The sequence below is a fragment of the Pseudomonas sp. MYb60 genome (genome assembly GCF_002979555.1).
GTDB lineage: Bacteria > Pseudomonadota > Gammaproteobacteria > Pseudomonadales > Pseudomonadaceae > Aquipseudomonas.
Genome location: NZ_PCOZ01000006.1, coordinates 208484 through 233890 on the forward strand (window position 1 = coordinate 208484; position 25407 = coordinate 233890).

At 62.4% G+C, this 25407-nt stretch carries 20 protein-coding genes; 1 reads left to right on the forward strand and 19 read right to left on the reverse strand.

Annotation, left to right across the window (positions count from 1 at the left end; translation table 11 throughout):
- Window positions 1-253: 253 nt before the first annotated feature.
- The 13 genes from dtd to hutC form a co-directional block, all read right to left on the reverse strand.
- The gene (gene dtd, locus CQ041_RS12490) at window positions 254-691 is read right to left on the reverse strand and encodes a D-aminoacyl-tRNA deacylase (protein ID WP_105522135.1); all 438 of its coding nucleotides are present in this window, start codon (window positions 689-691) and stop codon (window positions 254-256) included.
- A complete protein-coding gene (gene pip / locus CQ041_RS12495; protein ID WP_105522136.1) occupies window positions 688-1659 on the reverse strand; it encodes a prolyl aminopeptidase in 972 nt (323 codons plus the stop codon). Before pip ends, dtd begins: the two co-directional genes overlap by 4 nt.
- A 151-nt stretch (window positions 1660-1810) precedes the next feature.
- The gene (gene hutG / locus CQ041_RS12500) at window positions 1811-2611 is read right to left on the reverse strand and encodes an N-formylglutamate deformylase (RefSeq protein ID WP_105522137.1); all 801 of its coding nucleotides are present in this window, start codon (window positions 2609-2611) and stop codon (window positions 1811-1813) included.
- A 10-nt stretch (window positions 2612-2621) separates the two neighbouring features.
- Complete coding sequence (gene hutI / locus CQ041_RS12505; protein ID WP_105522138.1) at window positions 2622-3827, reverse strand: imidazolonepropionase; 1206 nt, start codon at window positions 3825-3827, stop codon at window positions 2622-2624.
- Window positions 3828-3842: 15 nt separating this feature from the next.
- Entirely contained in the window at window positions 3843-5375 is a 1533-nt protein-coding gene (gene hutH, locus CQ041_RS12510; protein ID WP_105522139.1) for a histidine ammonia-lyase, read from the reverse strand.
- A gap of 38 nt (window positions 5376-5413) precedes the next feature.
- Complete coding sequence (hutH, locus tag CQ041_RS12515; RefSeq protein ID WP_105522140.1) at window positions 5414-6922, reverse strand: histidine ammonia-lyase; 1509 nt, start codon at window positions 6920-6922, stop codon at window positions 5414-5416.
- Between the two features lie 152 nt (window positions 6923-7074).
- Window positions 7075-7899: a glycine betaine/L-proline ABC transporter ATP-binding protein gene (locus tag CQ041_RS12520; protein WP_105522141.1), complete on the reverse strand. Its 825-nt coding sequence runs from the start codon at window positions 7897-7899 to the stop codon at window positions 7075-7077.
- On the reverse strand, window positions 7896-8747 hold the full coding sequence (locus tag CQ041_RS12525; RefSeq protein WP_028615386.1) for a proline/glycine betaine ABC transporter permease: 852 nt from the start codon (window positions 8745-8747) through the stop codon (window positions 7896-7898). The genes CQ041_RS12520 and CQ041_RS12525 overlap by 4 nt, the downstream gene beginning before the upstream one ends.
- Window positions 8748-8819: 72 nt before the next feature.
- A complete protein-coding gene (locus CQ041_RS12530; protein ID WP_105522142.1) occupies window positions 8820-9785 on the reverse strand; it encodes an ABC transporter substrate-binding protein in 966 nt (321 codons plus the stop codon).
- 68 nt (window positions 9786-9853) lie between these two features.
- Window positions 9854-11302, reverse strand: coding sequence for a cytosine permease (locus CQ041_RS12535; protein ID WP_105522143.1), 1449 nt, complete (start codon window positions 11300-11302; stop codon window positions 9854-9856).
- A gap of 150 nt (window positions 11303-11452) precedes the next feature.
- Window positions 11453-13123 (reverse strand): urocanate hydratase, encoded by a 1671-nt coding sequence (gene hutU / locus CQ041_RS12545; RefSeq protein ID WP_105522144.1) that lies wholly within the window; start codon window positions 13121-13123, stop codon window positions 11453-11455.
- 343 nt (window positions 13124-13466) lie between these two features.
- Window positions 13467-14027, reverse strand: coding sequence for a HutD family protein (locus CQ041_RS12550; protein WP_105522145.1), 561 nt, complete (start codon window positions 14025-14027; stop codon window positions 13467-13469).
- The gene (gene hutC, locus CQ041_RS12555) at window positions 14024-14734 is read right to left on the reverse strand and encodes a histidine utilization repressor (RefSeq protein WP_240995337.1); all 711 of its coding nucleotides are present in this window, start codon (window positions 14732-14734) and stop codon (window positions 14024-14026) included. Before hutC ends, CQ041_RS12550 begins: the two co-directional genes overlap by 4 nt.
- Window positions 14735-14881: 147 nt before the next feature.
- On the opposite strand from hutC, the gene CQ041_RS12560 reads away from it, so the two are divergent.
- Entirely contained in the window at window positions 14882-16246 is a 1365-nt protein-coding gene (locus CQ041_RS12560; protein ID WP_105522147.1) for a formimidoylglutamate deiminase, read from the forward strand.
- Window positions 16247-16301: 55 nt separating this feature from the next.
- Here the strand turns inward: CQ041_RS12560 and CQ041_RS12565 are convergent, their stop codons facing one another.
- The 6 genes from CQ041_RS12565 to CQ041_RS12590 form a co-directional block, all read right to left on the reverse strand.
- Window positions 16302-16871 (reverse strand): lipocalin family protein, encoded by a 570-nt coding sequence (locus CQ041_RS12565; protein ID WP_105522148.1) that lies wholly within the window; start codon window positions 16869-16871, stop codon window positions 16302-16304.
- Between the two features lie 30 nt (window positions 16872-16901).
- Window positions 16902-17156, reverse strand: coding sequence for a hypothetical protein (locus CQ041_RS12570; protein WP_017734861.1), 255 nt, complete (start codon window positions 17154-17156; stop codon window positions 16902-16904).
- 175 nt (window positions 17157-17331) lie between these two features.
- A complete protein-coding gene (locus CQ041_RS12575) occupies window positions 17332-18342 on the reverse strand; it encodes a class 1 fructose-bisphosphatase (RefSeq protein ID WP_105522149.1) in 1011 nt (336 codons plus the stop codon).
- Between the two features lie 97 nt (window positions 18343-18439).
- Window positions 18440-19792, reverse strand: a complete 1353-nt coding sequence (locus CQ041_RS12580; protein ID WP_105522150.1) for a DUF3999 domain-containing protein — start codon at window positions 19790-19792, stop codon at window positions 18440-18442.
- Window positions 19792-22836: a DUF2339 domain-containing protein gene (locus CQ041_RS12585; protein WP_105522151.1), complete on the reverse strand. Its 3045-nt coding sequence runs from the start codon at window positions 22834-22836 to the stop codon at window positions 19792-19794. Before CQ041_RS12585 ends, CQ041_RS12580 begins: the two co-directional genes overlap by 1 nt.
- A gap of 109 nt (window positions 22837-22945) precedes the next feature.
- Window positions 22946-25396 (reverse strand): glycogen/starch/alpha-glucan phosphorylase, encoded by a 2451-nt coding sequence (locus CQ041_RS12590; protein WP_105522152.1) that lies wholly within the window; start codon window positions 25394-25396, stop codon window positions 22946-22948.
- Window positions 25397-25407 lie beyond the last annotated feature (11 nt).

Here is a 25407-nt window from a genome sequence, read left to right on the forward strand (position 1 = left end):
GAAAACAGATCAAAAAACCAACGGCCAGCTATCTATATGCCAGGTTGGCGAGCAATGTTCCGACTCCCAAGGGTCAAAATGATTCCCCAAGGGTCGTCGGACAACACTCTACCTAAGTCAAAAATGGACCAATCAACGCTGATCCCCGTAGCGCGCGATTATCTAGTAGCCCGCGAGACAACGCATCAGGGGCAGCGAAGTATTTGTAGCGAAAACCTGCGTTTTTAAGCATTAAAAGTCGTTTTCAATACATTCAGGTCTGCAGCAGGAAGGTCACGGGGCCATCATTGACCAAATGCACCTGCATGTCGGCGCCAAAACGCCCTGACGCCACCTTGCCATGCAATTGTTGCGCTTGTAACAACAAATGATCGAAAAGCGCGGCTCCCAATGCCGGCGCAGCGGCTGTGGAAAAGCTCGGCCGCAGCCCGCTCTTGGTGTCAGCCGCCAGTGTGAACTGGGACACCAGCAGCAAACCGCCGCCGATGTCCTTGAGGGACAGGTTCATCTTGCCCTCGTCGTCGCTGAACACCCGGTAATTGAGCAGCTTGTGCAGCAATTTATTGGCGCTCTCCGGGGTATCGTCGGGTTCGACCGCGACCAGCACCAACAACCCTTGGTCAATCGCCCCGACGATTTCGCCCGCCACCTCGACCCGGGCGCCACGCACCCGTTGCAACAGGCCCTTCATGCTTCTTCAGGCGGCAAATCAAGCAGGCGCCGTGCCATCTCGCCGGTCGCGCGCACCAGTGCGTCGGTAATTCCCGGCTCGGACGCTGCGTGCCCCGCCTCGCGGATCACCTGCAACTCACTGTTGGGCCAGGCCTGGTGCAGCTCCCAGGCGTTGTCCAGGGTGCAGATCATATCGTAGCGCCCGTGGATGATTACGCCAGGCAGATGGGCGATCTTGTGCATGTCGCGGATCAGCTGGTTGGGTTCCAGGAACGAATTGTTGGTGAAGTAGTGGCACTCGATGCGCGCGATGGACAGCGCACGCTGCGGTTCGGAAAACCGCTCCACATGGGCGGGGCTCGGGCACAGGCCGAGCATGCGCCCTTCCCAGCCGGACCAGGCCTTGGCCGCATGCATCTGGGCAATCTGATCGTTGCCGGTGAGGCGCTTGTGGTAGGCCGCGATCATGTCGTGGCGCTCCTCGACCGGGATGGGCGCGAGGTAGTCCTGCCAGTAATCCGGGAACAGGCGGCTGGCGCCAGCCTGGTAGAACCATTCGATGTCCTGGGGGCGGGCCAGGAAAATGCCGCGCACGATCAGGCCGTGCACACGCTCGGGGTGGGTTTGCGCGTAGGCCAGGGACAGGGTGGAACCCCATGACCCACCGAACAGCACCCATTTTTCGATGCCCAGGTGTTCGCGGATACGCTCGAGGTCGGCGACCAGGTCCCAGGTGGTGTTGTTCTCCAGGCTCGCACGCGGGGTGGAACGACCACAGCCGCGCTGGTCGAAGGTGACGATGCGGTAGAGGTTCGGGTCGAAATAGCAGCGGCTCTGGGCATCGCACCCGGAACCGGGGCCGCCGTGGATGAAGACAACGGGCAAGCCTTCGGGAGAGCCACTTTCATCGACGTACAGGGTATGGATGTCATCGACGGCCAGATCGTGCCGGGCGTAGGGTTTGATCTGCGGGTACCAAGTCTGCATTGCGCGCTCCGTAGGGGTTCGGGTTCATCCCTGGGGGGACGTCTATTATTCTGCCGTCTGGCACTATAAACCCGAATGGCGCGATGAGCATGTCCCTCCCACACTTGGAATGCATTCACCTGTGGGAGGGGGCTCCATGTCAGGCTCAGGATTAGGCGTAACGCTTGTTACCCCAGGCTAAGAACTGCTGCAGCAATTGCTTCAGGACCACCCGCGTCGGCGCGGCCAAATCCTCGCGATAGCGGAACGGCTCAACCTCTTCCATATAGGTGCTCTGGCACAACTCCAGTTGCACCGCATGAATGTCCTGAGCCGGGTCGCCGTAATGGCGGGTGATATGCCCACCCTTGAAGCGCCCATTGAGCACATGGGTGTATTGAGGATGCTGCGCGCAGACGGCTTCCAGCTGGCTGGCCAACTGTGGATCGCACGCCGCACCGTTGAAGGTGCCGAGGTTGAAGTCCGGCAGCTTGCCGTCGAACAGGTGCGGGATCACCGAACGGATCGAATGCGCATCGAACAGCAAGGCGTAGCCGAACTCGGCCTTGAGGCGTGCCAGTTCCTCTTGCAGGCTGCGGTGGTACGGGCCCCAGATTTTTTGCAGGTAACTGGCGCGCTCGGTTTCGCTCGGGGCGAGCCCGTCCTGGAATAAACGCACGCCGTCGAACAGCGTCGCCGGGTACAGGCCGGTGGTGGCGCCAGCGTACAGCGGCGTGTCGTCAGAAGGTCGGTTCAGGTCGATGACGAAGCGCGAATACTCCGCCGACAGGGTGCTGGCACCCAGTTCTTCAGCAAAGTCATACAGCGTGGGGATGTGCCAGTCGGTGTCCGGCAGGCTTTGCGCGTCGGGGATCAACCCGGCCTCGACGGCGGGCGTGAGGCGCAGGCCGGCGTGGGGCATGCTGATCAGCAGCGGCACGCGGCCTTGTTTGAAGTTCAGAACCTTATCCACAACGCACTCCTTATACGTTGACGTCGACGCCATGGCGCACGACGCGTTTATCCAATTCGCCACCCAGCCAGTAAGCCAGGTCAGCCGGGCGATCGATCTGCCAGGCGACAAAGTCCGCGACCTTGCCCACTTCCAGCGAACCGTGGGTGTCTCCCATGCCCAATGCGTTAGCCGCGTGTTGGGTGGCGCCGGCGAGCGCTTCTTCCGGGGTCATGCGGAACAGGGTGCAGGCCATGTTCAGCATCAGGCGCAGCGACAGCGCCGGCGAGGTGCCGGGGTTGAGGTCGCTGGCGATGGCGATTTTCACGCCGTGCTTGCGCAGGGCATCCATCGGCGGCAACTGGGTTTCCCGCAGGAAGTAGAACGCCCCCGGCAACAACACCGCGACCGTGCCGGACGCGGCCATGGCGACGGCGTCCTCTTCGGTCATGAACTCCAGGTGATCCGCCGACAACGCCTGGTACCGCGCCGCCAGGCTGGAGCCGTGCAGCGACGAGAGTTGCTCGGCGTGCAGTTTCACCGGCAGGCCGAGTTGCCGAGCAACCTTGAACACACGCTCTACCTGCTCAGTGGAAAACGCCAGGTATTCGCAGAACGCATCCACCGCGTCCACCAGCCCTTCGGCCGCCAGGGCCGGCAGCATTTCGGTGCAAATGTGGTCGATGTAATCGTCAGCGCGGTCCTTGTATTCGGGCGGCAACGCATGGGCCGCCAGGCAGGTGGCGCGCACGCTCACCGGCAGTGCCTCGCCGAGACGCCGGGCGACCCGCAGCATCTTGCGTTCGTTGGCCAGGTCCAGGCCGTAGCCGGATTTGATCTCTACCGTGGTCACGCCGTCGCGCAGCAGACTGCGCAAGCGCTTATGGGCGCTTGCGAACAGTTCATCTTCACTGGCGGCTCGGGTAGCGCGCACGGTGCTGGCGATACCGCCACCCTGGGCGGCGATCTCGGCGTAGCTCACGCCTTGAAGGCGTTGCTCGAACTCGCCGCTGCGGTTGCCTCCGAACACGGTGTGGGTGTGGCAGTCGATCAGGCCGGGGGTGACCCAGGCGCCTTGCAAGTCGTGGGTAGCGCTGTAATCCGCTGCAGGCACGTCGCTGCGCGGACCGATCCATTCAATCAGCGGACCCGTCGTGACGATGGCGGCGTCCTCGATGATCGAGTACTGCCCACCGGCCATGGTCGCAATGTGACAGTGTTGCCATAGGATTTTCATCAACACCTCTTCAGCTTACAGGCTCGGCAGCAACTGGGCCGGCACCAGTTCGTTCAGGCAGCGGCTGGCGAGCAGTTCGCTGGCGGCGATGATGTCGGGCGCAAAGAAGCGGTCCTTGTCATAGAACGCCACTTTGCTGCGCAGGATGCCCCGGGCCTGTTCCAGTTTCGGCGAGGTTTTCAGGCCTTCGCGCAGGTCCAGGCCCTGGCACGCCGCCAGCCATTCCACAGCTAGAATCCCACGGGTGTTCTCGGCCATTTCCCACAGGCGCTTGCCCGCCGCCGGGGCCATGGACACGTGGTCTTCCTGGTTGGCGGAGGTGGGCAGGCTGTCGACGCTATGGGGATGGGCCAGCGCCTTGTTCTCGCTGGCAAGTGCCGCGGCGGTGACCTGAGCGATCATGAACCCGGAGTTGACCCCCCCGTTGCCCACCAGGAACGGCGGCAGCTGGGACATGTGCTTGTCCATCATCAGCGAAATACGCCGCTCGCTCAGGGAGCCGATCTCGGCGATCGCCAGCGCCATGTTGTCGGCGGCCATGGCCACCGGTTCGGCGTGGAAGTTGCCGCCGGAGATCACGTCACCTTCGGCGGCAAATACCAACGGGTTGTCCGACACGGCGTTGGCTTCCACGACCAGCACGTCAGCGGCCTGGCGGAACTGGGTCAGGCAGGCGCCCATGACTTGTGGCTGGCAGCGCAGGGAGTACGGGTCCTGCACCTTGTCGCAGTTCTGATGCGACTGGGATACCTGGCTGCTCTCGCCCAGCAGCGCGCGATAGGCCGCAGCGGCGTCGATCTGCCCGCGCTGGCCACGGGCGGCGTGAATACGCGCATCGAAGGGCGAGCGTGAGCCCAGCACGGCTTCAACGGTGAGGCCGCCGCACGCCAACGCGCCGGCGAACAGGTCTTCGCCTTCGAACAGACCACGCAGGGCATAGGCGGTGGACACCTGGGTGCCGTTGAGCAGCGCCAGGCCTTCCTTGGCGGCGAGGGTCAGCGGCGTCAGGCCAGCGACCTTCAGTGCGTCGGTGGCGTCCAGCCATTCGCCCTTGTAGCGCGCCTTGCCTTCGCCCAGCAGCACCAGGGACATGTGCGCCAAGGGCGCCAGATCCCCCGACGCCCCCACCGAGCCTTTAAGCGGAATGTGCGGATACACCTCGGCGTTGATCAGCGCGATCAACGCATCGATCACCTGGCGACGGATCCCGGAGAACCCACGGCTGAGGCTGTTGACCTTGAGCACCATGACCAGCCGCACCAGCGCATCGCTGATCGGCTCACCGACGCCCGCAGCGTGGGACAGCACCAGGGAACGCTGGAGGTTTTCCAGGTCTTCGCTGGCGATGCGGGTCGAGGCCAACAGACCGAAGCCGGTGTTGATACCGTAGGCGGTGCGGTTCTCGGCGAGAATCTGCTCCACGCAGGCCACACTGGCTTCGATCTGCGCCGAGGCGCTGTCATCCAGGCTGAGGGCCACCGGCTGCTGGTAGATGGCTCGCAGTTGGGCAAGGCTCAGTTGGCCTGGGATCAGGTTTAGCGCAGTCACATTCCTACTCCTTTTGAATTCTTCTTTTAAATAAATGTTCAGTGCACGTTCGGCAAGGCGGTGTCTTTGATCAGCTGGGCGGCGACGGCAATATCCGGCGCCAGCCAGCGGTCTTGTTCGTAAGCCGGCACGACGTCACGCAACCGTCGCCAGGCGCGGTCGGTGCCGGCGCCGAAGCGCTGGTCCTTCAGGAATTCGAAGGCCTGTGCCGCCAGCAGGTACTCGATGGCGAGGATCTGGGTGACGTTGGCCAGCAGTTGCTGCAGCTTGAGCGCAGCGTTGGTGCCCATGCTCAAGTGGTCCTCCTGCAGGCCCGAGGTGACGAAGTTGTCGAGCACCGCCGGCTGCGCCAATTGACGATTCTGCCCACACAGTGAAGCGGCGACGTACTGCACGATCATCATCCCGGAGTTGACCCCGGGGTTGCTCACCAGGAACGCCGGCAAGCCGCTGACGTGAGGGTTGATCAGGCGGTCCAGGCGGCGTTCGGCCACCGAGCCGATTTCGGCCATGGCGATGGCCAGCAGGTCGGCGGCCAGCGCCACCGATTGCCCGTGAGGGTTGGCCTGGGACATCACGCGGTAGCTGTCCGGCGTGCCGAGCAACAGCGGGTTGTCGGTGGCGCTGTTGAGCTCGGTCTCGATCTGGCGGGAGGCGTGTGCCCACTGGTCGCGGGCAGCGCCGTGGATCTGCGGGATCGAGCGCAGGCTCAGGGCGTCCTGGGTGCGGACGCCTTTGCTGCTGGCGATGACTTCGCTGCCATCGAGCAAGGTGCGCAGGTTGCTGCCGACGAGCTGCATGCCAGGGTGTGGCTTGAGGGCGATGATTGCTTCATCGAACGCGTCGATCTGGCCGCGCAGGGCCTCGAAACTCATGGCGCCGACCACGTCGGCCCATTGCAGCAGATGGTGGGCATCGGCCAGGGCCAGGCAGCTCAGGCCAGTCATGCACGGCGTGCCGTTGACCAGGCACAGGCCGTCCTTGGCACCGAGCGCCACGGGCTGCAAGCCTTCGGCACTTAACGCCTGTTGCGCCGGAACGATCTGACCCTTGTAACTCACATTGCCTACACCCAACAGCGCCACGCCGACATGGGCCATGTGGGTCAGGTAGCCCACCGAACCCTGGGACGGCACTTGCGGGGTGATGCCGTGGTTGAGCAGCGCGAGCAACGCGCGCACGACCTGCGGATGCAGACCGGATTTGCCGTGGCTGTAGTTGATGACCGTGGCGCAGATGATTGCGCGGGTTTGCTCGTCACTGAGCATCGGGCCGACACCGCAGGCGTGGCTCAACAGCGTATTGCGCGACAACTGGCTGAGCTGTTCGCCCTCAAGCGATACGTTGCACAAGGCACCCAGGCCGGTGTTGACGCCGTAGGCGCGTTCGCCGCTGGCGACGATGCGTTGCACGATGGCTTGAGCATTGTCGATGCGCGCCCAGGCTTGGGGCGAGAGCTCAAGGGTTGCGCCGTGGCGGGCGACGGCGGCGACGTCCTGCCAGCGTAAGGGGGTATCGGCAAGAGTGATTGTTGTTGGCTGGGGCATCTTTATACCTTCTTGAATGCTTGTGTGGCTGTGCTGGCCCTATCGGGGGCAAGCCCCCTCCCACACTGACCGAATTCCAACGTTGAAATGTGGACAAGTGTAGGCGGAGGCTGGCCCCTGATAGGGCCAGCAGCCTCACCACAAAACCGGGCTCAAACCACCGCCGCCCGCCGCTGGACAAACCGGTCCACGTACTCATCCGCCGGCGAATGCAGGATCTCGCGCGGTGTGCCGACCTGGATCAGCTTGCCATCCTTGAGGATCGCAATACGGTTGCCGATGCGCACGGCTTCATCGAGGTCATGGGTAATGAACACGATGGTCTTGTGCAGGGTCTTTTGCAGCTCCAGCAATTGGTCCTGCATCTCGGCGCGGATCAGCGGGTCGAGGGCGCTGAAGGCTTCGTCCATCAGGATGATGTCGGTGTCGGCCGCCAAGGCGCGGGCCAGGCCGACGCGCTGGCGCATGCCGCCGGAGAGCTGGTGCGGGTATTTGTTTTCGTAGCCCTTGAGGCCCACGGTTTCGATCCAGTGCAGCGCGCGTTCAGTGCAAACCTGCTTGCTTTCGCCGCGCACCTTGAGGCCGTAGGCAACGTTGTCGAGCACGCTTTTGTGGGGCAACAGGCCGAAGCTCTGGAACACCATGCTGATGTTGTGTCGGCGGAATTGGCGCAGGGCTTCCATGTCCAGTTGCAGGATGTCCTCGCCGTCCACCAGGATCGCGCCGCTGGTGGGGTCGATCAGCCGGTTGAAGTGGCGAACCAGCGTGGACTTGCCGGAACCCGACAGGCCCATGATCACGAAGATCTCACCCGTGCCGATGCTCAGGGACAAATCGTTCACGCCGACCACGCAGCCGGTCTCCGCGAGCACCTGGTCCTTGGTCTTGCCTTGGCCGACCAGCGCCAGCGCTTCCTTGGAACGCGCGCCGAAAATCTTGAAGACGTTTTTGACTTCGATTTTGCTGACAGTAGTCATTTGCTCGCCTCATGCCGTGGACGACCATAGGCCTGGGTTATGCGGTCGATGACCACTGCAAGAATCACAATCGCCAGCCCGGCTTCGAGGCCACGGCCGACGTTGAGGGTCTGGATGCCGACGAGTACGTCTTCACCCAGGCCGCGGGCGCCAATCATCGAGGCGATCACCACCATCGACAAGGCCATCATGGTGGTCTGGTTGATACCCGCCATGATGCTCGGCAACGCCAGCGGCAGTTGCACGCCGAACAGCTGCTGCCAGCGGTTGGCGCCGAAGGCGTTGATAGCTTCCATGACTTCGCCGTCGACCTGGCGGATGCCCAGGTCGGTGAGACGAATCAGCGGCGGCGCGGCGTAGATCACTGTGGCGAAGATCGCCGGGACCTTGCCCAGGCCGAACAGCATCAGCACCGGGATCAGGTACACGAAGCTCGGCATGGTCTGCATGATGTCCAGCAGCGGCATCAGCACCGAACGCAGGCGATTGCTGCGCGCCGACAGAATGCCCAGCGGAATGCCGATCAGCACCGAAATCACCGTGGCGACCATCATCAGCGCAAGCGTCTGCATGAGCTTGTCCCACAGGCCCACCGCGCCCACCAGGAACAGCAAGCCGACGATCACCGCCGTGGTCACCACTTTGCGGGTGGCGTGCCAGGCGACGCCGCCGACAATGGCCAGCATCAGCCACCAGGGCGCTGCGCGCAGCAGCCCTTCCAGGTTGACGATGGCCCATAGCAGGGTGTCGGAAATGTGCCGGAACACATCACCGTAGTTGGTAACCAGCGAGTCCACCCAACCGTTGACCCAGTCGGCGATGGAAAACGTAAAACTCTCAGGAAACATAGCGTGCTCTCGATCCAGTGGGTTGTGGCCAGGCGCCCGGCTTGCCCCTCAGGGTAGCCGGGCCCGCTTGACCTACAAGGCCGCGTCGATTTTCTTGGCTGCGTCTTCACTTACCCAGGAGTGCCAGACTTCAGGATGTTCCTTGAGGAAGATCTTCGCCAGTTTCGGCGACTCAATGCGCTCCTTGGCCATGCGGCCCAGGTTCTGGTTGAGCAGGTCGATGGGCAGGTTGACCTTTTCCAGCACGGCCACCAGTTCCGGGGCTTGCTCGTGGAAGGTCTTGGACAGGCCGACCTTGATGCTCACGCTTTTATCCACGCCGGGTTTCTCGTCCAGCTTGACCAGGTCGACCTGCCCCATCAGCGGGGTGGGCGACCAGTAGTAGAACAGGATCGGCTCGCCGCGCTTGTAGCTCGACAGCACTGCCGCATCCAGCGCCGGGCCGGTGCCTGGGCGGAAGTTGGTGTAGGTTTTTTCCAGGCCGTAGCTTTTGAGCATTTCGCTGTTGTCCAGCTCGCAGGTCCAGCCTGCCGGGCAGTTGTAGAAGCGCCCCTTGGACGGTTCTTCCTGGTCCTTGAACACCGCAGCGTACTTGGCCAGGTCGGCGATGTTCTTGAGGTCGGGCGCCTTGGCTTCCAGCTTGCGCTTGGCGTCGCCTTCGATCACATAGCGCGGCACATACCAACCTTCGATTGCACCGACGACCGGCGCACCGACGCCCACGACTTTGCCGGCCTTCTCGGCCTTGTTCCAGACCTCACTGCGGCCCACCCATTCTTCGGCAAACACCTGGATGTCGTTGCTGCTCAGGGCGTTCTCCATGGTGATGGAATTACCCGGCAGGCTATCGGTTTTGCAGTCGTAGCCTTTTTCCAGCACGGTTTGCAGGATGTCGGTAAGCAACATGCCGCTTTCCCAGTTCAGGCCCGCGAATTTTACCGGCTTGCCGGACTCGCACCAACCGGCCGCCTGGGCGCCAGCGCTGGCCAGCAAACCCGCGCAGAGCGTGGCGGCCAACAGGGTCTTATGCATTTTCATTGTTGTGACGCTCCCAATCTTGAAATGGATTACGGCAGTCAGTAGGCATCCAGCCTGTCTACGTCCCGTCAGGCTTGTGCAGTCAGCCCGTTTGTCGTCATAGAGGCGCTGCCCTGCTCTTCCGGCAGGATCAGGTGATCGGGCACCGTGCCGTGCCATTTTTTCGCACACAGGTAATACAGGGCGGCAGGCAGTACCAGGCCGATGATCCAGGAGATATCCACATCGCCCAGCGCCGCCACCAGCGGACCGGTGTAGAACTTGGTGGAGATGAACGGCAGCTGCACCAGCACGCCGAAGACATACACACTGATGCCCAGCAGGTTCCAGCGGCCATAGCGGCCGTTGGGATCGGCCAGCGCTGGCACGTCATAACGGTCGCGGGTGATGCAGTAGTAGTCCACCAGGTTGATCGCGCTCCACGGCGTGAAGAACGCCAGCAGGAACAAGATGAAGGACTTGAACGCACCGAGGAACGAATGCTGGCCGAGCAGTGCGATCAGCGTCGCCGTACCGACGATGGCCAACACAAACACCAGGCGCTGCATCCGCGTGACCTCCAGGCGACCTCGAAAGCCGCTGATGATGGTGGCAATGCACATGAAGCTGCCGTAGGAGTTCAGCGTGGAAATCGTCACCTTGCCGAACGCGATGCTGAAATAAAGCAGGGCCGCAGTGGCGCCGGTACCGCTCAAGCCAACGATGTAGGCCACTTCGTGACCGGCGAACTGCCCGTTGGACATGGCGGCGGCAAACACGCCGAGGATCATCGCCACCTGGGCGCCAATGACCGAGCCCGCGCCAGCAGCCAGGAAGGTTTTCACCGACGACGTGCGACTCGGCAGGTAGCGCGAATAGTCCGCCACGTAGGGGCCGAAGGCGATCTGCCAGGAAGCCGCGAGCGACACCGCCAGCAGGAAACTGCTCCAGCTGAAATGCCGGATTTGCAGAAGCGCGCCGACATCGGTCTGGCTCATCAGGCGACTGAACAGGTAGACGAAGGCAATCACGCCAATGACGCTGGCGACGCGGCCGATGAAGTGGATCACGCGATAACCCAGCACCGTGACCAGCACAATCACGCTGGCGAAGATCAGGATGCCGACGCTGTCGCTGACGCCAAACAACTGCCCCAGCGCCTGCCCCGACAACACCGTGCCGGTGGCGGTGAACCCGAGGTACATCAGGCACACCAGCACGATCGGGATTGCCGCGCCATACACGCCGAACTGCACCCGGCTGGAAATCATCTGCGGCAGGCCCAGTCGCGGCCCCTGCGCCGCGTGCAACGCCATCACCCCACCGCCCAGCAATTGGCCGATCAACAGGCCGATCAATGACCAGAACACATCACCTCCCAGCACCACGGCCAGGGCCCCGGTAACGATGGCGGTGATCTGCAGGTTGGCGCCCATCCACAGGGTGAATTGGCTCAAGAGACGACCGTGTCTTTCCGCTTCCGGGATGTAGTCGATCGAGCGTTTTTCGATCAGCGGGGTGGTGTCATTTGCAGCCATGGGTATTCAACCTCTGATGGATTGTTTTGTGTGCAGCCTTGCTCTTCTGTAGGAACTGGCTTGCCTGCGATGGCATCACCTCGGTCATTCTCATAGACCGCATCGTCTGCATCGCAGGCAAGCCAGCTCCCACAAGGACCAAGCCAGTCCTTACTTGATCATCGGGAGATTGAGGCCCTGTTCCTTGGCGCAATCGATCGCGATCTGGTAGCCGGCGTCCGCATGACGCATCACCCCGGTGGCCGGGTCGTTGTGCAGCACGCGGGCAATGCGCTCGGCCGCTTCGTCGGTACCGTCGCAGACGATCACCATGCCGGAGTGCTGGGAGAAGCCCATGCCCACGCCACCGCCGTGGTGCAGCGAAACCCAGGTCGCGCCGCTGGCGGTGTTGAGCAAGGCGTTCAGCAACGGCCAGTCGGACACGGCGTCGGAACCGTCCTGCATGGCTTCGGTCTCGCGGTTGGGGCTTGCGACCGAGCCGGAGTCCAGGTGGTCGCGACCGATCACCACCGGTGCCGACAATTCGCCGCTGCGCACCATTTCGTTGAACGCCAGGCCAAGCTTGGCGCGCTGGCCCAGGCCGACCCAGCAGATACGTGCCGGCAAGCCCTGGAAGCTGATGCGTTCGCGGGCCATGTCCAGCCAGTTGTGCAGGTGGGCGTCGTCGGGGATCAGCTCTTTGACCTTGGCGTCGGTCTTGTAGATGTCCTGCGGGTCGCCGGACAGCGCCGCCCAGCGGAACGGGCCGATGCCACGGCAGAACAGCGGGCGGATGTAGGCCGGTACGAAGCCGGGGAAGTCGAAGGCATTTTCCACGCCTTCTTCCTGGGCCATCTGGCGGATGTTGTTGCCATAGTCGAAGGTCGGAATGCCTTGCTTCTGGAAGTCCAGCATGGCTTTGACGTGCACGGCCATCGACTGCTTGGCGGCCTTGATCACGGCAGCGGGCTCGGTCTTGGCGCGGGCGCGGTATTCGTCCCAGGTCCAGCCGGCCGGCAGGTAGCCGTTGAGCGGGTCGTGGGCGCTGGTCTGGTCGGTGACCATGTCGGGGCGCACGCCGCGCTTGACCAGTTCCGGCAGGATCTCGGCGGCGTTGCCCAGCAGGGCGATGGAGATCGCCTTGCCTTCCTGGGTGTATTTCTCGATGCGCGCCAAGGCATCGTCGAGGTCGGTGGCTTGTTCGTCGACATAACGGCTGTTCAAGCGGAAATCGATGCTGACCTGCTGGCATTCAATGTTCAGCGAGCAGGCGCCGGCCAGGGTCGCGGCCAATGGCTGTGCGCCACCCATGCCGCCGAGGCCGGCGGTGAGGACCCAGCGACCGGTGAGGTTGCTGTCGTAATGCTGGCGACCAGCCTCGACGAAAGTTTCGTAGGTGCCTTGGACGATGCCTTGGCTGCCGATGTAGATCCAGCTGCCGGCGGTCATCTGGCCGTACATGGCCAGGCCCTTGGCGTCCAGTTCGTTGAAGTGTTCCCAACTGGCCCAGTGCGGCACCAGGTTGGAGTTGGCGATCAGTACGCGGGGCGCGTTGGTGTGGGTCTTGAACACGCCGACCGGCTTGCCGGATTGCACCAGCAGGGTTTCGTCGTCGTTCAGATGGGTGAGGCTTTCGACGATCTGGTCGTAGCACTCCCAGTTGCGCGCCGCACGGCCGATGCCGCCGTACACCACCAGCTCTTTCGGGTTCTCGGCCACTTGTGGGTCGAGGTTGTTCATCAGCATGCGCAGTGGCGCTTCGGTCAGCCAGCTTTTGGCAGTGAGCTTGTTACCGTGGGCGGCGCGGATTTCGACATCACGGTATTTAGTAGGCTTGGTCACAGCAAGAACTCCTCAGCGATCGATGCGCATGCTTGGTGGGTGCGAAGGGACTCTTACGCACACATCTTTACTTGTACATACAAGCATATGCAATCGAGCGGCCAACTTGCTGAGGGCGTCGTTAAGATTTTTTTGGAAAGCATTCGCAAGCCTTGGAAATCAAGGCTTCGAGACTTGATGAAATTTCTCAGGGGAGAGTTTTACAGCGCGGGGGGTTTGTCATGACAGCGTGGTTTTGCGCCACGCTGGGGCATTCGGTAACAAATTGGTGCGCAGCCTGGAAACAGATCTTATGAACAATGAGAAACAACTGTGGGAGGGGCCTTTCCCCCTCCCACATTTTTTAACCGAGCTGAGTCAGTTCGATTACACAGCTGCGGCCGGCTACGGAAATATCCAGCAAGCCGGTGTTACCGTCGATTTGCAGGCAGTCGTGATGACCCAGCTTCTCGCCCAGCACCTTCACTTCATCCGCCACGCTGAACACCAGCACCGTCTGCGCCGTGGTGAAGAACCGCTGCTCACCGTCGATCCACTGTAACCGCGCGTGATAACGCGCTGGCGAATAGATCAAGTTGAAATCGCGGATCGGCCCGGTGATCAAGCGGCACGCCACCTGGCTGTCACCCTTGAAGGCGAAGGCCTGCAGCGGCAGCAACCCGCGCTGCTCCTCGCCGTCCACGGTCAACACCATGCCTGCGCCCTTGATCACGGTGATCACACGCTGGTACCCGGCGAACGTGGAAAACCCGCCCGACTCGGCGATGTCGGCAATCGACAGGCGCCAGCCAAAGCCATCCAGCCCGGTGCCGGCATCACGGCTGATTTCTTCAGTGCTGCCGCCGCCGTTTTTCCACGGCATGCGCACGTACTCGGCGGCGCGCCAGACGTTCACACGGCTCATTTGCTGAACCGTCCTTCGAGGCTGTGGCGCGAACCGGGGTGGATCAGCCGCGCCGCAGTCACCGGCTGGCGACCGGACCAGGTGCGACGGCGAATCAACAGGCAGGGTTCGGTCGGGTCGATCTGCAACAGCTTGCACTCGGCTGCGTCGGCGAGGATGGCTTCGACCACGTGCTCGCCTTCGGTCAGCGGCGCCACCTGGTTCAAGTAGGCGTAGGGCGTCTGCTGGGTGAAATCCTGTTGCAGGTATTCCGGGGCAACCAGGGCGTTGACGAAGCGGTCTTCGATTTGCACCGGGATATCGTTTTCGAAATGCACGATCAGCGAGTGAAACACCCGCCCGCCTTCGCGCATTTCCAGGGCGACCGCACGTTCGGAGCCGGCCGCTTCTTCGCCCAGGTGGATGACCTGGCAGGTGTGCCGATGACCACGGGAGGCGATCTCATCGGCAATGTTGTGCACTTCAAACAGCGCCGATTGGCTCTTGGGCTCGGCGACGAACGTGCCGACGCCCTGCATGCGCACCAGCAAGCCTTCGGCGGTGAGCTCGCGCAGGGCGCGATTGATGGTCATGCGGCTGAAGCCGAGCTGGCTGACCAGTTCGCTTTCCGATGGCACGCGGTAATGGGGTGGCCAGTTGCCGTTGAGGATCTGCTGGCTGATCATCTGTTTGACGCGGGCATACAAGGGCGCCGGACTTTCGTCCATGTGGGCAGCCAGCGAAGACTTGGCGGGCGGAGTCGGCACGGGGAATCCTTGCAGGTGGAAAAGAGGCATAGATTGCCGGAGTTTACCGAGCAGGCAAACGTCTGTATATGTATATACAAATAAACACACGACCGGAGTGTTCTGATCATGTCCGCTTTTTTTGCCGAGCGCGCGCTGCTGCCTGATGGATGGGCCCATGATGTACGTCTTGAAGTCAGTGCCGATGGCCTGCTGACAAAGGTTGAGGCCAATGCCAGCGCAGAGGCTGCCGAGCGGCTGAAAGGCCCGGTGTTGGCGGGCATGCCCAACCTGCACTCCCATGCGTTCCAACGCGCGATGGCAGGTTTGGCGGAAGTGGCGGGCAACCCGAATGACAGTTTCTGGACCTGGCGCGAGCTGATGTATCGCATGGTCGGCAAAGTCAGCCCGGAGCAATTGCAGGTGATCGCGCGCCAGCTGTATATCGAGATGCTCAAGGCCGGATACACCTCAGTGGCGGAATTTCACTACGTGCACCACGATGTCAGTGGCCGGCCGTATGACGATCGCACCGAATTGTCGCGGCAGGTCAGCCAGGCTGCCGCCAGCAGCGGCATCGGCCTGACGTTGCTGCCCGTGCTCTACACCCATTCAGGGTTTGGCGGCCAGGCGCCGAATGAAGGCCAGCGACGGTTTATCAACAGCACTGAACATTATCTGGAACTGCAGTCCCGCCTCGAACCGATCCTCGCCGCACAACCGGCGCAGCGACTGGGCCTGTGTTTCCACTCGCTGCGCGCTGTGACACCGCAACAGATCAACGAAGTACTGGCGGCCAGCGACAAGGCTTGCCCGGTGCATATCCACATTGCCGAGCAGCAGAAGGAAGTCGACGACTGCCTGGCCTGGAGCGGCAAGCGCCCGCTGCAATGGCTGTACGACAACGCCCCGGTGGATGAGCGCTGGTGCCTGGTGCATGCCACTCATGCCGATGCCGATGAAGTCACGCGCATGGCCAAGAGCCGTGCGATTGCCGGCCTGTGCCTGACTACCGAAGCCAACCTGGGTGATGGAATCTTCCCGGCCGTGGACTTCCTGGCTCAGGGCGGGCGCATGGGGATCGGCTCGGACAGCCATGTGTCGTTGAGCGTGGTCGAGGAATTGCGCTGGTTGGAATATGGCCAGCGGCTGCGGGATCAACGGCGTAACCGGCTGTACCGCAGTGACCAGCCGATGGTCGGGCGGACTTTGTTCGATGCCGCGCTGGAGGGCGGCGCCCAGGCGCTGGGACAGCCGATTGCTCGATTGGAAGTGGGCAAGCGTGCAGATTGGATCGTGCTGGATGGCAGTGATCCTTACCTGGCCACGGCGACGGCGGATGGGATTCTCAATCGCTGGTTGTTTGCCGGTGGGGATCGGCAGGTGCGGGATGTGCTGGTGAACGGGAAGTGGGTGGTGCGCGATGGGCATCATGCTGGCGAAGAAGATAGCAATCGGGCGTTCACCCAAGTCCTGAAGGACCTACTCGGTTAAAAAATGTGGGAGGGGAGCTGCCCCCTCCCACATTTTGATCCCGGTTGACTCAAGACTACTGCGAGGTTTTCGCCATCTGCTTGTCCGACGTACGCCAGATCAACCGCGTGGTGTCGTACCCCTGCTGGCGCGCGCGGCTCAGCAGGTCTTCGCGAGTATCGGCACTGACCGTCGGCGTGCGCGACAGGATCCACATGTAGCGCCGGCTCGGGCTGCCGACGATCGCGGTCTTGTAGTCATCGCTGACATACAGCACCCAGTAATCGCCCTTGGCAACGCCCGGCAGCAGCGCCGTGAACCAGTTGTTGAATTCCACCCAGAGCTTGTCAGTCTTGCCCGGCACTTGCGCGGTTGCCGTCCCCTTGGCCTCTTCCCACTTCCACTCGGTGGTCAGGCAGCGGTTGAACACCGACATGTCGCCATCGGGCAGCAGGGTATAGCGGGCTTCGGACTGCGCGCAGTTGCGCTGGAAGTACATCGGCAATCGCGCCAATTCGTACCAGGTGCCCTGGTAACGCTTGAGATTGACGTTACCGGCAGTCTTGGGCTGCAGATCGTCGCCAGAATGGCTGGCGCAGCCTGCCAAAAACAGGCTGGCGCAAAGGAACAAAACAAAACGCATCATTCTTCTTCTCCCGCAGGCTCTCGCCCCGGTTTACTTCAGGCCTTGCCCGGAAAACATCAGAACCTTGTCACCGGCATATTGCACGCTGATAAAGCTGGTTTTATCGCCCCAGGTGCAGCTGGACATGCCCAGTGCGCCGGAACAATCGGTCGGCTTGCCCAACAACGACTCCACCTCGGCCTTGGCCATGCCAGCCGAGAGCTTCGCGTAATTTTCTTGGTTAACCTTGCTGCAAGCGGCCAACAGCACGCAAAAAGTCAGCAAAGCGAGACGGCGTAACGACATGGAAAACTCCTGGAGGGACGAAGCAGCGTGGGTATCTGCCAGAAGCTTAGAAGGGAAAAGAGGTGTCTGGTTCCCGATGAACAAAAACAAAAAAGCCCCGTAAACGCTGAAACGTTTCGGGGCTTCTTTTAGGGTGAACCGGCTCACAACACTGCCGATCACCTGTCGCAGCAATTTACTGCTTGTGGTACGCGGTCACGCGCTCAACTTCTTCCTTCGAACCCAGGAACACTGCCACACGCTGGTGCAGGCCTTCCGGCTGGATGTCGAGGATGCGCTGGTGGCCGTCGGTCGAAGCGCCGCCAGCCTGCTCGACCAGGAACGACATCGGGTTGGCTTCGTACATCAGGCGCAGTTTGCCCGGTTTGGAAGGCTCGCGGCCGTCACGCGGGTACATGAACAGGCCACCACGGGTCAGGATGCGGTGCACGTCAGCCACCATCGCGGCCACCCAGCGCATGTTGAAGTTTTTCTTCAACGGGCCTTCTTCGCCTGCCATCAGCTCGCCGACATAACGGGTCACTGGCGCTTCCCAGTGGCGCTGGTTGGACATGTTGATCGCGAATTCCTGGGTGGACGCCGGAATGGTGATGTCTTCGTGGGTCAGCACGAAGCTGCCCATTTCGCGGTCCAGGGTGAAGCCCTTGACGCCATCGCCCAAGGTCAGCACCAGCATGGTCTGCGGGCCGTAGATCGCGTAACCGGCTGCAACCTGCTGGGTGCCTGGCTGCAGGAAGGCCTTTTCGTTCAGCGGCTCGTTCTGGCTCAGGTATTCGTTCGGGCAGCGCAGTACCGAGAAGATGGTGCCAACCGGCGCGTTGATGTCGATGTTGGACGAACCGTCCAGTGGGTCGAACACCAGCAGGTAGGCGCCTTTAGGGTATTTGCCCGGGATCTGGTAGGCGTTGTCCATTTCTTCGGACGCCATGCCGGCCAGGTGACCGCCCCATTCGTTGGCTTCGAGCAGGATCTCGTTGGAGATCACGTCGAGTTTCTTCTGCACTTCGCCCTGCACGTTCTCGGTACCCATGCTGCCCAGGACACCACCCAGCGCGCCTTTGGACACGGCGTGGCTGATTTCCTTGCACGCACGCGCCACCACTTCGATAAGGAAGCGCAGATCGGCAGGCGTGTTGTTGCTGCGGGTCTGCTCAATCAGATAGCGACTCAAAGTAACGCGGGACATGTAAGGCTCCGGAGAATGGGGGGGGCTGAAAACCCGCGCAGTTTAGCGCGAGTCGGGGCTGATTTCCTCTAATCAGAGGATTTTACGCCAATAGAGTTCACGGTTTGCCCTGGGGTTTGCGCAACAAACTGTAGGCCATGGCCCCCAGCACCGCCACGCCCAGCAGAAGCACGGCCCAGAGCCCGAGCTTTTTCCAGTCTGGCCCGGCATTCTTGGCTGCTACGGCCACGGGCGAATTGACCGCGACTTCTCCCTCTACCCTCGCCTGCCCCAAAGCCTTGAGACGCTCGGCGCTGTAGTCAGGAATCAGGGTCGACAGCGGCAGGCTGGCCGCCTTGGCCGACGCATTACCGAGCACCAGGGTGAACGGCGGTTCGCCCCGCGCCAGGAACACCAGGTGCGTGGCGCGCACGGCAAACCGCAGGGCTGGCGCTTCAACACCCAGGCCACCGCCGCGCTCGTCCACCTGCAACTTCAGTTCGCTAACGGCCCGGCCCGGCAGTTGCAACTCATCCTGCACCACGTCCTGGCCGTCTTGGGCCAGGCGATACAGCAGACCATTGCTCAACGGCTGCCAGGCCTGCTTGCTGTCGCGACGACCGGCCAACGTCACCGGCGCCAAGGTATTGGGCTGCTTCAACTCGATGCGCAGGCGCTCGATAACCACGTCGGTGGGCAACTGCCAGCTGTACTCGCCCGCGTTGAGGCGCGCGCCTGCCAGCGGCTGCGACCACACCAGCGGCGTCGGCAGGCTGGTACTGGTCGCACTCACCAGCTTGGCCGACGTCAGCAACGGTGCCGCCCGCCCCTGCCACACCAGACGCAGGTACCGCGCCGATTGACCGGGCAAGCTCACGTCATGCTGCTCAACCCGCTCGTTGTCGGCAAACGACAGGCGCGCCACTTGCCCATCGCCCCAGGCTTTCCAGTGCTGCAAATCATCGCTGGCCTCAATGCTGAAACGCTGGAAACCGTCCTGCTCAAGGCTCCAGTCCAGGGTCAGCTGCTGCAACGGCGCCTTGATCGCACTGGCATCCAGCACCCAGCCGCGCAGCACTTGCTGGCCCTTGACCGAGGACGGGCGAACCTCCAGCAAGGTGCCTTCGGCGGTGGATTTCATCACCACCCCCGGCAACGCTTCCTGCGTATCGGCGGCGTACAGGGGGAACCACTTCACCTCAGTGACGTTGCGGCTCTCGGTGCGCTGTGAGGCCTGGCGCGAGAGCGAATAGGCCTGGGGCTCACCCGCCGCGTTGAAAACGCGCACGTCACTGAGATCGGCCTGACGGGCGTTCAACTGCACCGCCAATGGCAACTCCAAACGATACCAAGGGCCATTGCCACTCACGGCCAGCGGTACCTGGGTGGCAAAGTCAGCCGGGCCTTCTTGAGCGAAGGCCACCGAACATATCCCCCATACCGCCAACCCACTCAAACTCAGCTTACTCATCAAGAAGACGCTCCCTCAGCTTCAACACGCTTGGGCGGCAGCGGTGCGAAGTAGCCCACTACCAGCAACAGCCCACCCACGCCAATAAACGATACGATACGCGCTAGCCCGCCTCGGTTACTCAGCTCGACAAAGAACAGCTTGGCCACCACCACGGCAATCAGCGCCGCACCGATCAGCCACACTTCGCGACGATGGCGCAGGTGACCACCGATCATCAGGCCGAGGGCGATCAGGGTCCACACGATCGACAAGCCGGCTTGCACCAGCATCGACTCAAGCAACGTATCCAGGTGAAACGGCACGCCGCCCCAATGGTGCGCAGTGCGCATCACCAAGGCCGTGAAGAACGCAAACAGCGACAGCCCCGCCACACCCTGGGCGATCTGTTCGTGTTGTGGTGCGACGCTGCGTGACCACAAGTACACGCCCAACAGCGCGAACAGTAAGCCCACGTCCAACGGATTGAGCAGCGGTACGTAGGACAGCGGCTCAGCCGTGCCGTCGCTGAAGGTATTGGCCAGCCAGAACCAGCCAAGCATCAGTGCCGCCAACGGCAAGCCGGCGAGTACGCGGTATTCCCTTGGATGCGCCGACACCGGCCAAGGCCAACTGCGCAGCGTGGCAGCCAGCACCAGATACAGGCTGGGCAGAACCGCCCAACCCAACCAGCGCCAGGCGTTGTATTGATCCGACAACCACATCAGGCCGTAACGCAGTTCCAACGCCAATACGCCGATCAGCATCCAGCAGCCTAAAACGTGGGCAGCGCTCAACACTTTTTCGGGCACCAACGTCGCCAAGCGCCGCAGCGAGATGAAATGCACGGCGAACACCACCCACCAGGCCAGCCAGCCGAACTGCGCCGCCGGGTGGTAGTGCTCGCTCCAGGCCTTCAGCAACACCAAGCCTGTCGCGGGTATCAACAACGTGCTGGCAATGCCCAAGGCAGCCCAGCGCAAACGCAGCGCCAGCACCGTCCAGATCGCCGCGCTCAGCGCCGCTGCGATCAGCAACAGCGGTGTATTCCAGCCCGCAGGCGCTGTGCGCCACACTTCAATGATCACTGCCAGCGCCCACCAGGCCACGCCCCAGGCGAGCAGACCCTCGGACACACGGCCACGGGGCAAGCGCCAGGCGCCGAGCATGGCCGCCAAGGCGATGATCAGCGGTGTCCACGCATTGTTCGCAAGGTCGAGCACAAACAGCACGCCGGCCAGCACCTGCACCGCGATAGCGCAGCGCACTACTGCAGGCGAACCGATGCGCTGGCCTGCCCACAGCGTTGCAAGACCCGCCATTGCCCAACTGATGATGCTGCCCTGGGTGGAAAACAACATCGGCCCCAGCAGGTAGACACAGCCCAAGCCTGACGCGGCGAGCCATGGTGCGCCAACCCGCTCCCATCGCCGGGTGAGTTCCGGCGCAGTACTGTGTATTTGATAAAAGCTGAACAGCAGTGCCGCGCCCAGCAAAAAAGCCTCCAAGGGCACGTCTTGCAGCAAGGTGTCATGGCCATCGCGCAGTTCGCTGAGGAAGGCGAGCAGCGAACCCAGTTGCAGCAACAGAGCAAATGCCCGTGCCAAAGGACGCTGTTGACGGATGCCGAGCCAGAAGATGCCGGCACCTTCGACAGCCCACGCAGCCGCCGTCCAGCGCGCGTCCAGACCCAAGGGGATCGCCAGGCTGGCGAAGATCACGCCCAGGGCCAGGCAGGTTTCCGCCAACAGCAACGCGCGCCCACTGCTGAGCACGCGGGCCAGCACCATATAAATGATGCCCAGGCCCAGCGCACTGAGCGCAGCGGCGAATTCCAGGTGCTGTACGAGCGCAAACTGCAAGCCAAAACCCACCAGCGGCGGCCCGAACAATAAGGTGCCGTCGACATAGTCGCCCTTACGCAACTGCGCACCCAGGCTGTCGCCCCCACCCGACTCCAGCAGTTTGCGGCGGGCGAACAAAAGGCCGATGGCCAGGTACATCACGAAGAACAGAATCAGGAAGGGCTCGGTGCTCCACAGCAGTTCTGGCGTATAGGAACGCGAGCCCCAGGCGAAGCCAATACCAAAGGTGCCGACAAACCCGATCACGTTCAGCGGGCGCCAGGCCTTGAACCAGGCAATCGTGAGGATGCCGGCGTTGAGCAGCGCAAAGTAGCTGAACAATGCTACATGGCTACCCGCGCCGGTCGACACCAGAATCGGCGCTGCAAAACCGCCCAACGCCGCCGCACAGGCCAGCGCCAGTGCATCCTGGGTGATCGCCAGGATCGCCGAAAACACCGTGACCGCAACCAGCAACCCCATCGCGACCCCGGGGTCGATCAGCGGGTGCAAACGCATCGCCGCAAACACCGTTAGGTAAAACACAGCAATGCCTGCGCCTTGCAGCATCAAGCCGTAGCTGCCATTACGCAGCCTCAGCCACCAACCCAAGCCCAGCAGGCCAACGGCCGCCGCCGCAACCCCGGCGTAGCGCAGTTCAATGGGCACCACCATGCCTTCGGTGGCATAACGCAGCAGGAACGCCAGGCCAAGGAACAACAGCACCACGCCGACCCGCAGCACGGTATTGCCACCCAGCAGCCAGTGGCGCGCAGCGTTGAATGCACGCTCAAACAGGTCCGGTTCGCGGGGGGTAGCAGGTTGTTCAACACGCGGTTGGGGGGCCGGCGCCCGTATGTCTGCCGGTAGCGGTTGGCTGGCTTCAGCGGCCATGGGTGCGGGTGCCAAATCGACAGGCAACTCCCAGACAAGGTCGGAGGCCTTGGCGACGGGTGTGGGTTCTGGAATGGAGGGTTCTTCAATAACACTGCTTGTGGGCTCCGGCACTTCCAGCTGCCGCAAGCGATCACCGAGGGCGATCAGCGCCTTTTGTGCGGTTTCCAGCTGAGCCGCCTGCGTGTGGGCTTGGGCCGCCAGTTGTGACAGGCGAAGGGCTTGACCCACGCCCAAGCCCAGTAGCGCGCCAATGCCCGCATCACTGAACGACCCGTTGAGCGTCCAGCCGAGCACCAGGCCAATCAGCATGAAGATCCATTGCATGGTCGATATTCCCTAGGCAAACCGGGGCCCAGTATATCGACGCAGACCTAATGCGGGAGGGCGATATGACGATTCGACATCCCCCCTCACACATCGGGTAGTGCGGTGCCTAGTCCAACGCTTTCCAGATCTCGGTGGCGTACTCACGAATAGTCCGGTCGGAACTGAACCAGCCCATCCGCGACGTGTTCAGCACCGCCGAACGCCACCACGCCTTGGAATCGTGCCAATGTTTCTCGACCGCCGCCTGGGCATCCCAGTAAGAGTCGAAGTCGGCACACACGAGGAAACGGTCGTAGTCGATCAGCCCGTCCACCAAGCCGACGTAGCGGCCCGGATCATCCGGCGAGAACACCCCACCCCGGATCGCCTGCAACACATCGTTGAGACGGTGGGACGCGGCAATGTCGGAGCCGGCGTTGAATTCGCCAGCCTGTTTGCGCGCCTCCACTTGCTGGGCGCTGAGGCCGAAGATGAACATGTGCTCGGCACCGATACGCTCGTGCATCTCCACGTTGGCGCCGTCCATGGTGCCGATGGTCAGCGCGCCGTTGAGGCCGAATTTCATGTTGCTGGTGCCCGAGGCTTCAAAGCCGGCCGTGGAAATCTGCTCCGACAAGTCCGCCGCCGGGATGATGCTTTCGGCCAGGCTGACATTGTAGTTGGGCAGGAACACCACTTTGAGCAGACCACGCACGGTCGGGTCGTTGTTGACGGTGCGGGCGATGTCGTTGGTGAGCTTGATGATCAGCTTGGCCTGGTGGTAACTGGCCGCGGCCTTGCCCGAAAAGATCTTCACCCGCGGCACCCAGTCGGTGCCCGGCTCGGCACGGATCGCCTGGTACAGCGCCACGGTGTGCAACAGGTTGAGCAACTGGCGCTTGTACTCGTGGATGCGCTTGACCTGCACATCGAACATCGCCGCTGGGTTCACCGAAATGCCCAGGCGCTCGTGGATGATGTCTGCCAGTGCGCGCTTGCTGTGCAAGCGCTGCTCGGCAAAGGCCTTGCGAAAGCTTTGTTTTTCGGCGAACGGTTCAAGCTCGATCAGGCGCTGCTCGGGCTGGTCGAGAATGTCCGGGCCGAGGGCTTCCACCAACATGTCGGTGAGCTTGGGGTTGGCCTGGTACAGCCAGCGGCGGAAGGTGATGCCGTTGGTTTTGTTGTTGATCCGCTCGGGGTAGAGCTTGTGCAGTTCGGAGAACACCGTGCTGCGCATCAGTTGCGTGTGCAAGCCGGACACACCGTTGACGCTGTGAGAACCGAGAAACGCCAGGTTGCCCATGCGCACGCGGCGGCCGTTGTCTTCTTCGATCAGCGACACGGCGCGCAGGACGTCGAAATCGTGGATGCCCTTGGCGCGCAACGAGTCGATGTGCTGGGCGTTGATCAGGTAGATGATCTGCATGTGCCGGGGCAGCATGCGTTCCATCAGGCCAACGGGCCAGGTTTCGAGGGCCTCGGGCAACAGGGTGTGGTTGGTGTAGGAAAGGGTTTCGACGGTGACGTCCCACGCCGCTTCCCACGGAATATCGTGCAAGTCCACCAGTTGGCGCATCAACTCGGCCACGGCGATGGACGGGTGGGTGTCATTGAGTTGGATCGCCGCGTGTTCGCCGAGGCTGAGTACCGTGCCGTGCATGTTTTTGTGGCGGCGCAGCAAGTCTTGCAGGGAGGCGGCGACGAAGAAGTATTCCTGGCGCAGGCGCAGTTCCTGCCCCGCTTCGGTGCTGTCGGCCGGGTAAAGCACCCGGGAGATGCTTTCGGCACGGGCCACTTCGGCGACCGCGCCAAGGTGATCGCCGGCGTTGAAGCGCTCCAGGTGCAGGTCTTCCACTGCGCGGGCTCGCCACAGGCGCAGGGTGTTCACGCTGGCGCCGCGCCAGCCGACCACCGGGGTGTCATAGGCAATTGCGCGCACGGTTTCGCTGGGGGTCCACACCTGGATCAGCTTGCCAGAGGCGTCGGGCTTGGTTTCGACGCTGCCACCAAAGCCAATCGGGTAAACCACTTCCGGGCGCTCGAATTCCCAAGGGTTGCCGAAGTCCAGCCAGTGCTCGGTCTGCTCCTGTTGCCAGCCATCGACAATGGCCTGGCGGAACAGGCCGTGTTCATAGCGGATGCCATAACCGTGGCCGGCCACGCCGAGGGTCGACATGCTTTCCATGAAGCACGCGGCCAGGCGGCCCAAACCACCGTTGCCGAGCGCCGCGTCGGGCTCCAGCAGGCGGATACGTTCCAGGTCGACGTCCAGCTCGGCCAAGGCTTCGCGGGCGATCTCCAGCACGCCGAGGTTGCTCAGGCTGTCGTAGAGCAGACGGCCGATCAAAAACTCCAGCGAGAGGTAATACACCCGCTTCTGGCCTTTGCGGTAAATGCGCCGCGTGTGGTCCATCCAGTGATCGACCATCTGGTCGCGCGCGGCCAGGGCAATGGCTTCGAACCAATCATGGTCGAAGGCGTGATCCGGGTCCTTGCCCACCGCGTAGGTGAGTTTGGTCAAAACGGCATCGCGGAATGCGGCTACCTCTGCTTCTCGTGCAAGTGGTTCCTGAGACATCAATTGCGACC

Coding starts and splice junctions, on each gene's coding strand:
- dtd (WP_105522135.1), bottom strand. CDS start 691: ATGAAGGGCCTGTTGCAACGGGTGCGTGGCGCCCGGGTCGAGGTGGCG.
- pip (WP_105522136.1), bottom strand. CDS start 1,659: ATGCAGACTTGGTACCCGCAGATCAAACCCTACGCCCGGCACGATCTG.
- hutI (WP_105522138.1), bottom strand. CDS start 3,827: ATGAAAATCCTATGGCAACACTGTCACATTGCGACCATGGCCGGTGGG.
- hutH (WP_105522140.1), bottom strand. CDS start 6,922: ATGCCCCAGCCAACAACAATCACTCTTGCCGATACCCCCTTACGCTGG.
- CQ041_RS12520 (WP_105522141.1), bottom strand. CDS start 7,899: ATGACTACTGTCAGCAAAATCGAAGTCAAAAACGTCTTCAAGATTTTC.
- CQ041_RS12525 (WP_028615386.1), bottom strand. CDS start 8,747: ATGTTTCCTGAGAGTTTTACGTTTTCCATCGCCGACTGGGTCAACGGT.
- CQ041_RS12530 (WP_105522142.1), bottom strand. CDS start 9,785: ATGAAAATGCATAAGACCCTGTTGGCCGCCACGCTCTGCGCGGGTTTG.
- CQ041_RS12535 (WP_105522143.1), bottom strand. CDS start 11,302: ATGGCTGCAAATGACACCACCCCGCTGATCGAAAAACGCTCGATCGAC.
- CQ041_RS12550 (WP_105522145.1), bottom strand. CDS start 14,027: ATGAGCCGTGTGAACGTCTGGCGCGCCGCCGAGTACGTGCGCATGCCG.
- hutC (WP_240995337.1), bottom strand. CDS start 14,734: ATGGACGAAAGTCCGGCGCCCTTGTATGCCCGCGTCAAACAGATGATC.
- CQ041_RS12560 (WP_105522147.1), top strand. CDS start 14,882: ATGTCCGCTTTTTTTGCCGAGCGCGCGCTGCTGCCTGATGGATGGGCC.
- CQ041_RS12565 (WP_105522148.1), bottom strand. CDS start 16,871: ATGATGCGTTTTGTTTTGTTCCTTTGCGCCAGCCTGTTTTTGGCAGGC.
- CQ041_RS12570 (WP_017734861.1), bottom strand. CDS start 17,156: ATGTCGTTACGCCGTCTCGCTTTGCTGACTTTTTGCGTGCTGTTGGCC.
- CQ041_RS12575 (WP_105522149.1), bottom strand. CDS start 18,342: ATGTCCCGCGTTACTTTGAGTCGCTATCTGATTGAGCAGACCCGCAGC.
- CQ041_RS12580 (WP_105522150.1), bottom strand. CDS start 19,792: ATGAGTAAGCTGAGTTTGAGTGGGTTGGCGGTATGGGGGATATGTTCG.
- CQ041_RS12585 (WP_105522151.1), bottom strand. CDS start 22,836: ATGCAATGGATCTTCATGCTGATTGGCCTGGTGCTCGGCTGGACGCTC.
- CQ041_RS12590 (WP_105522152.1), bottom strand. CDS start 25,396: ATGTCTCAGGAACCACTTGCACGAGAAGCAGAGGTAGCCGCATTCCGC.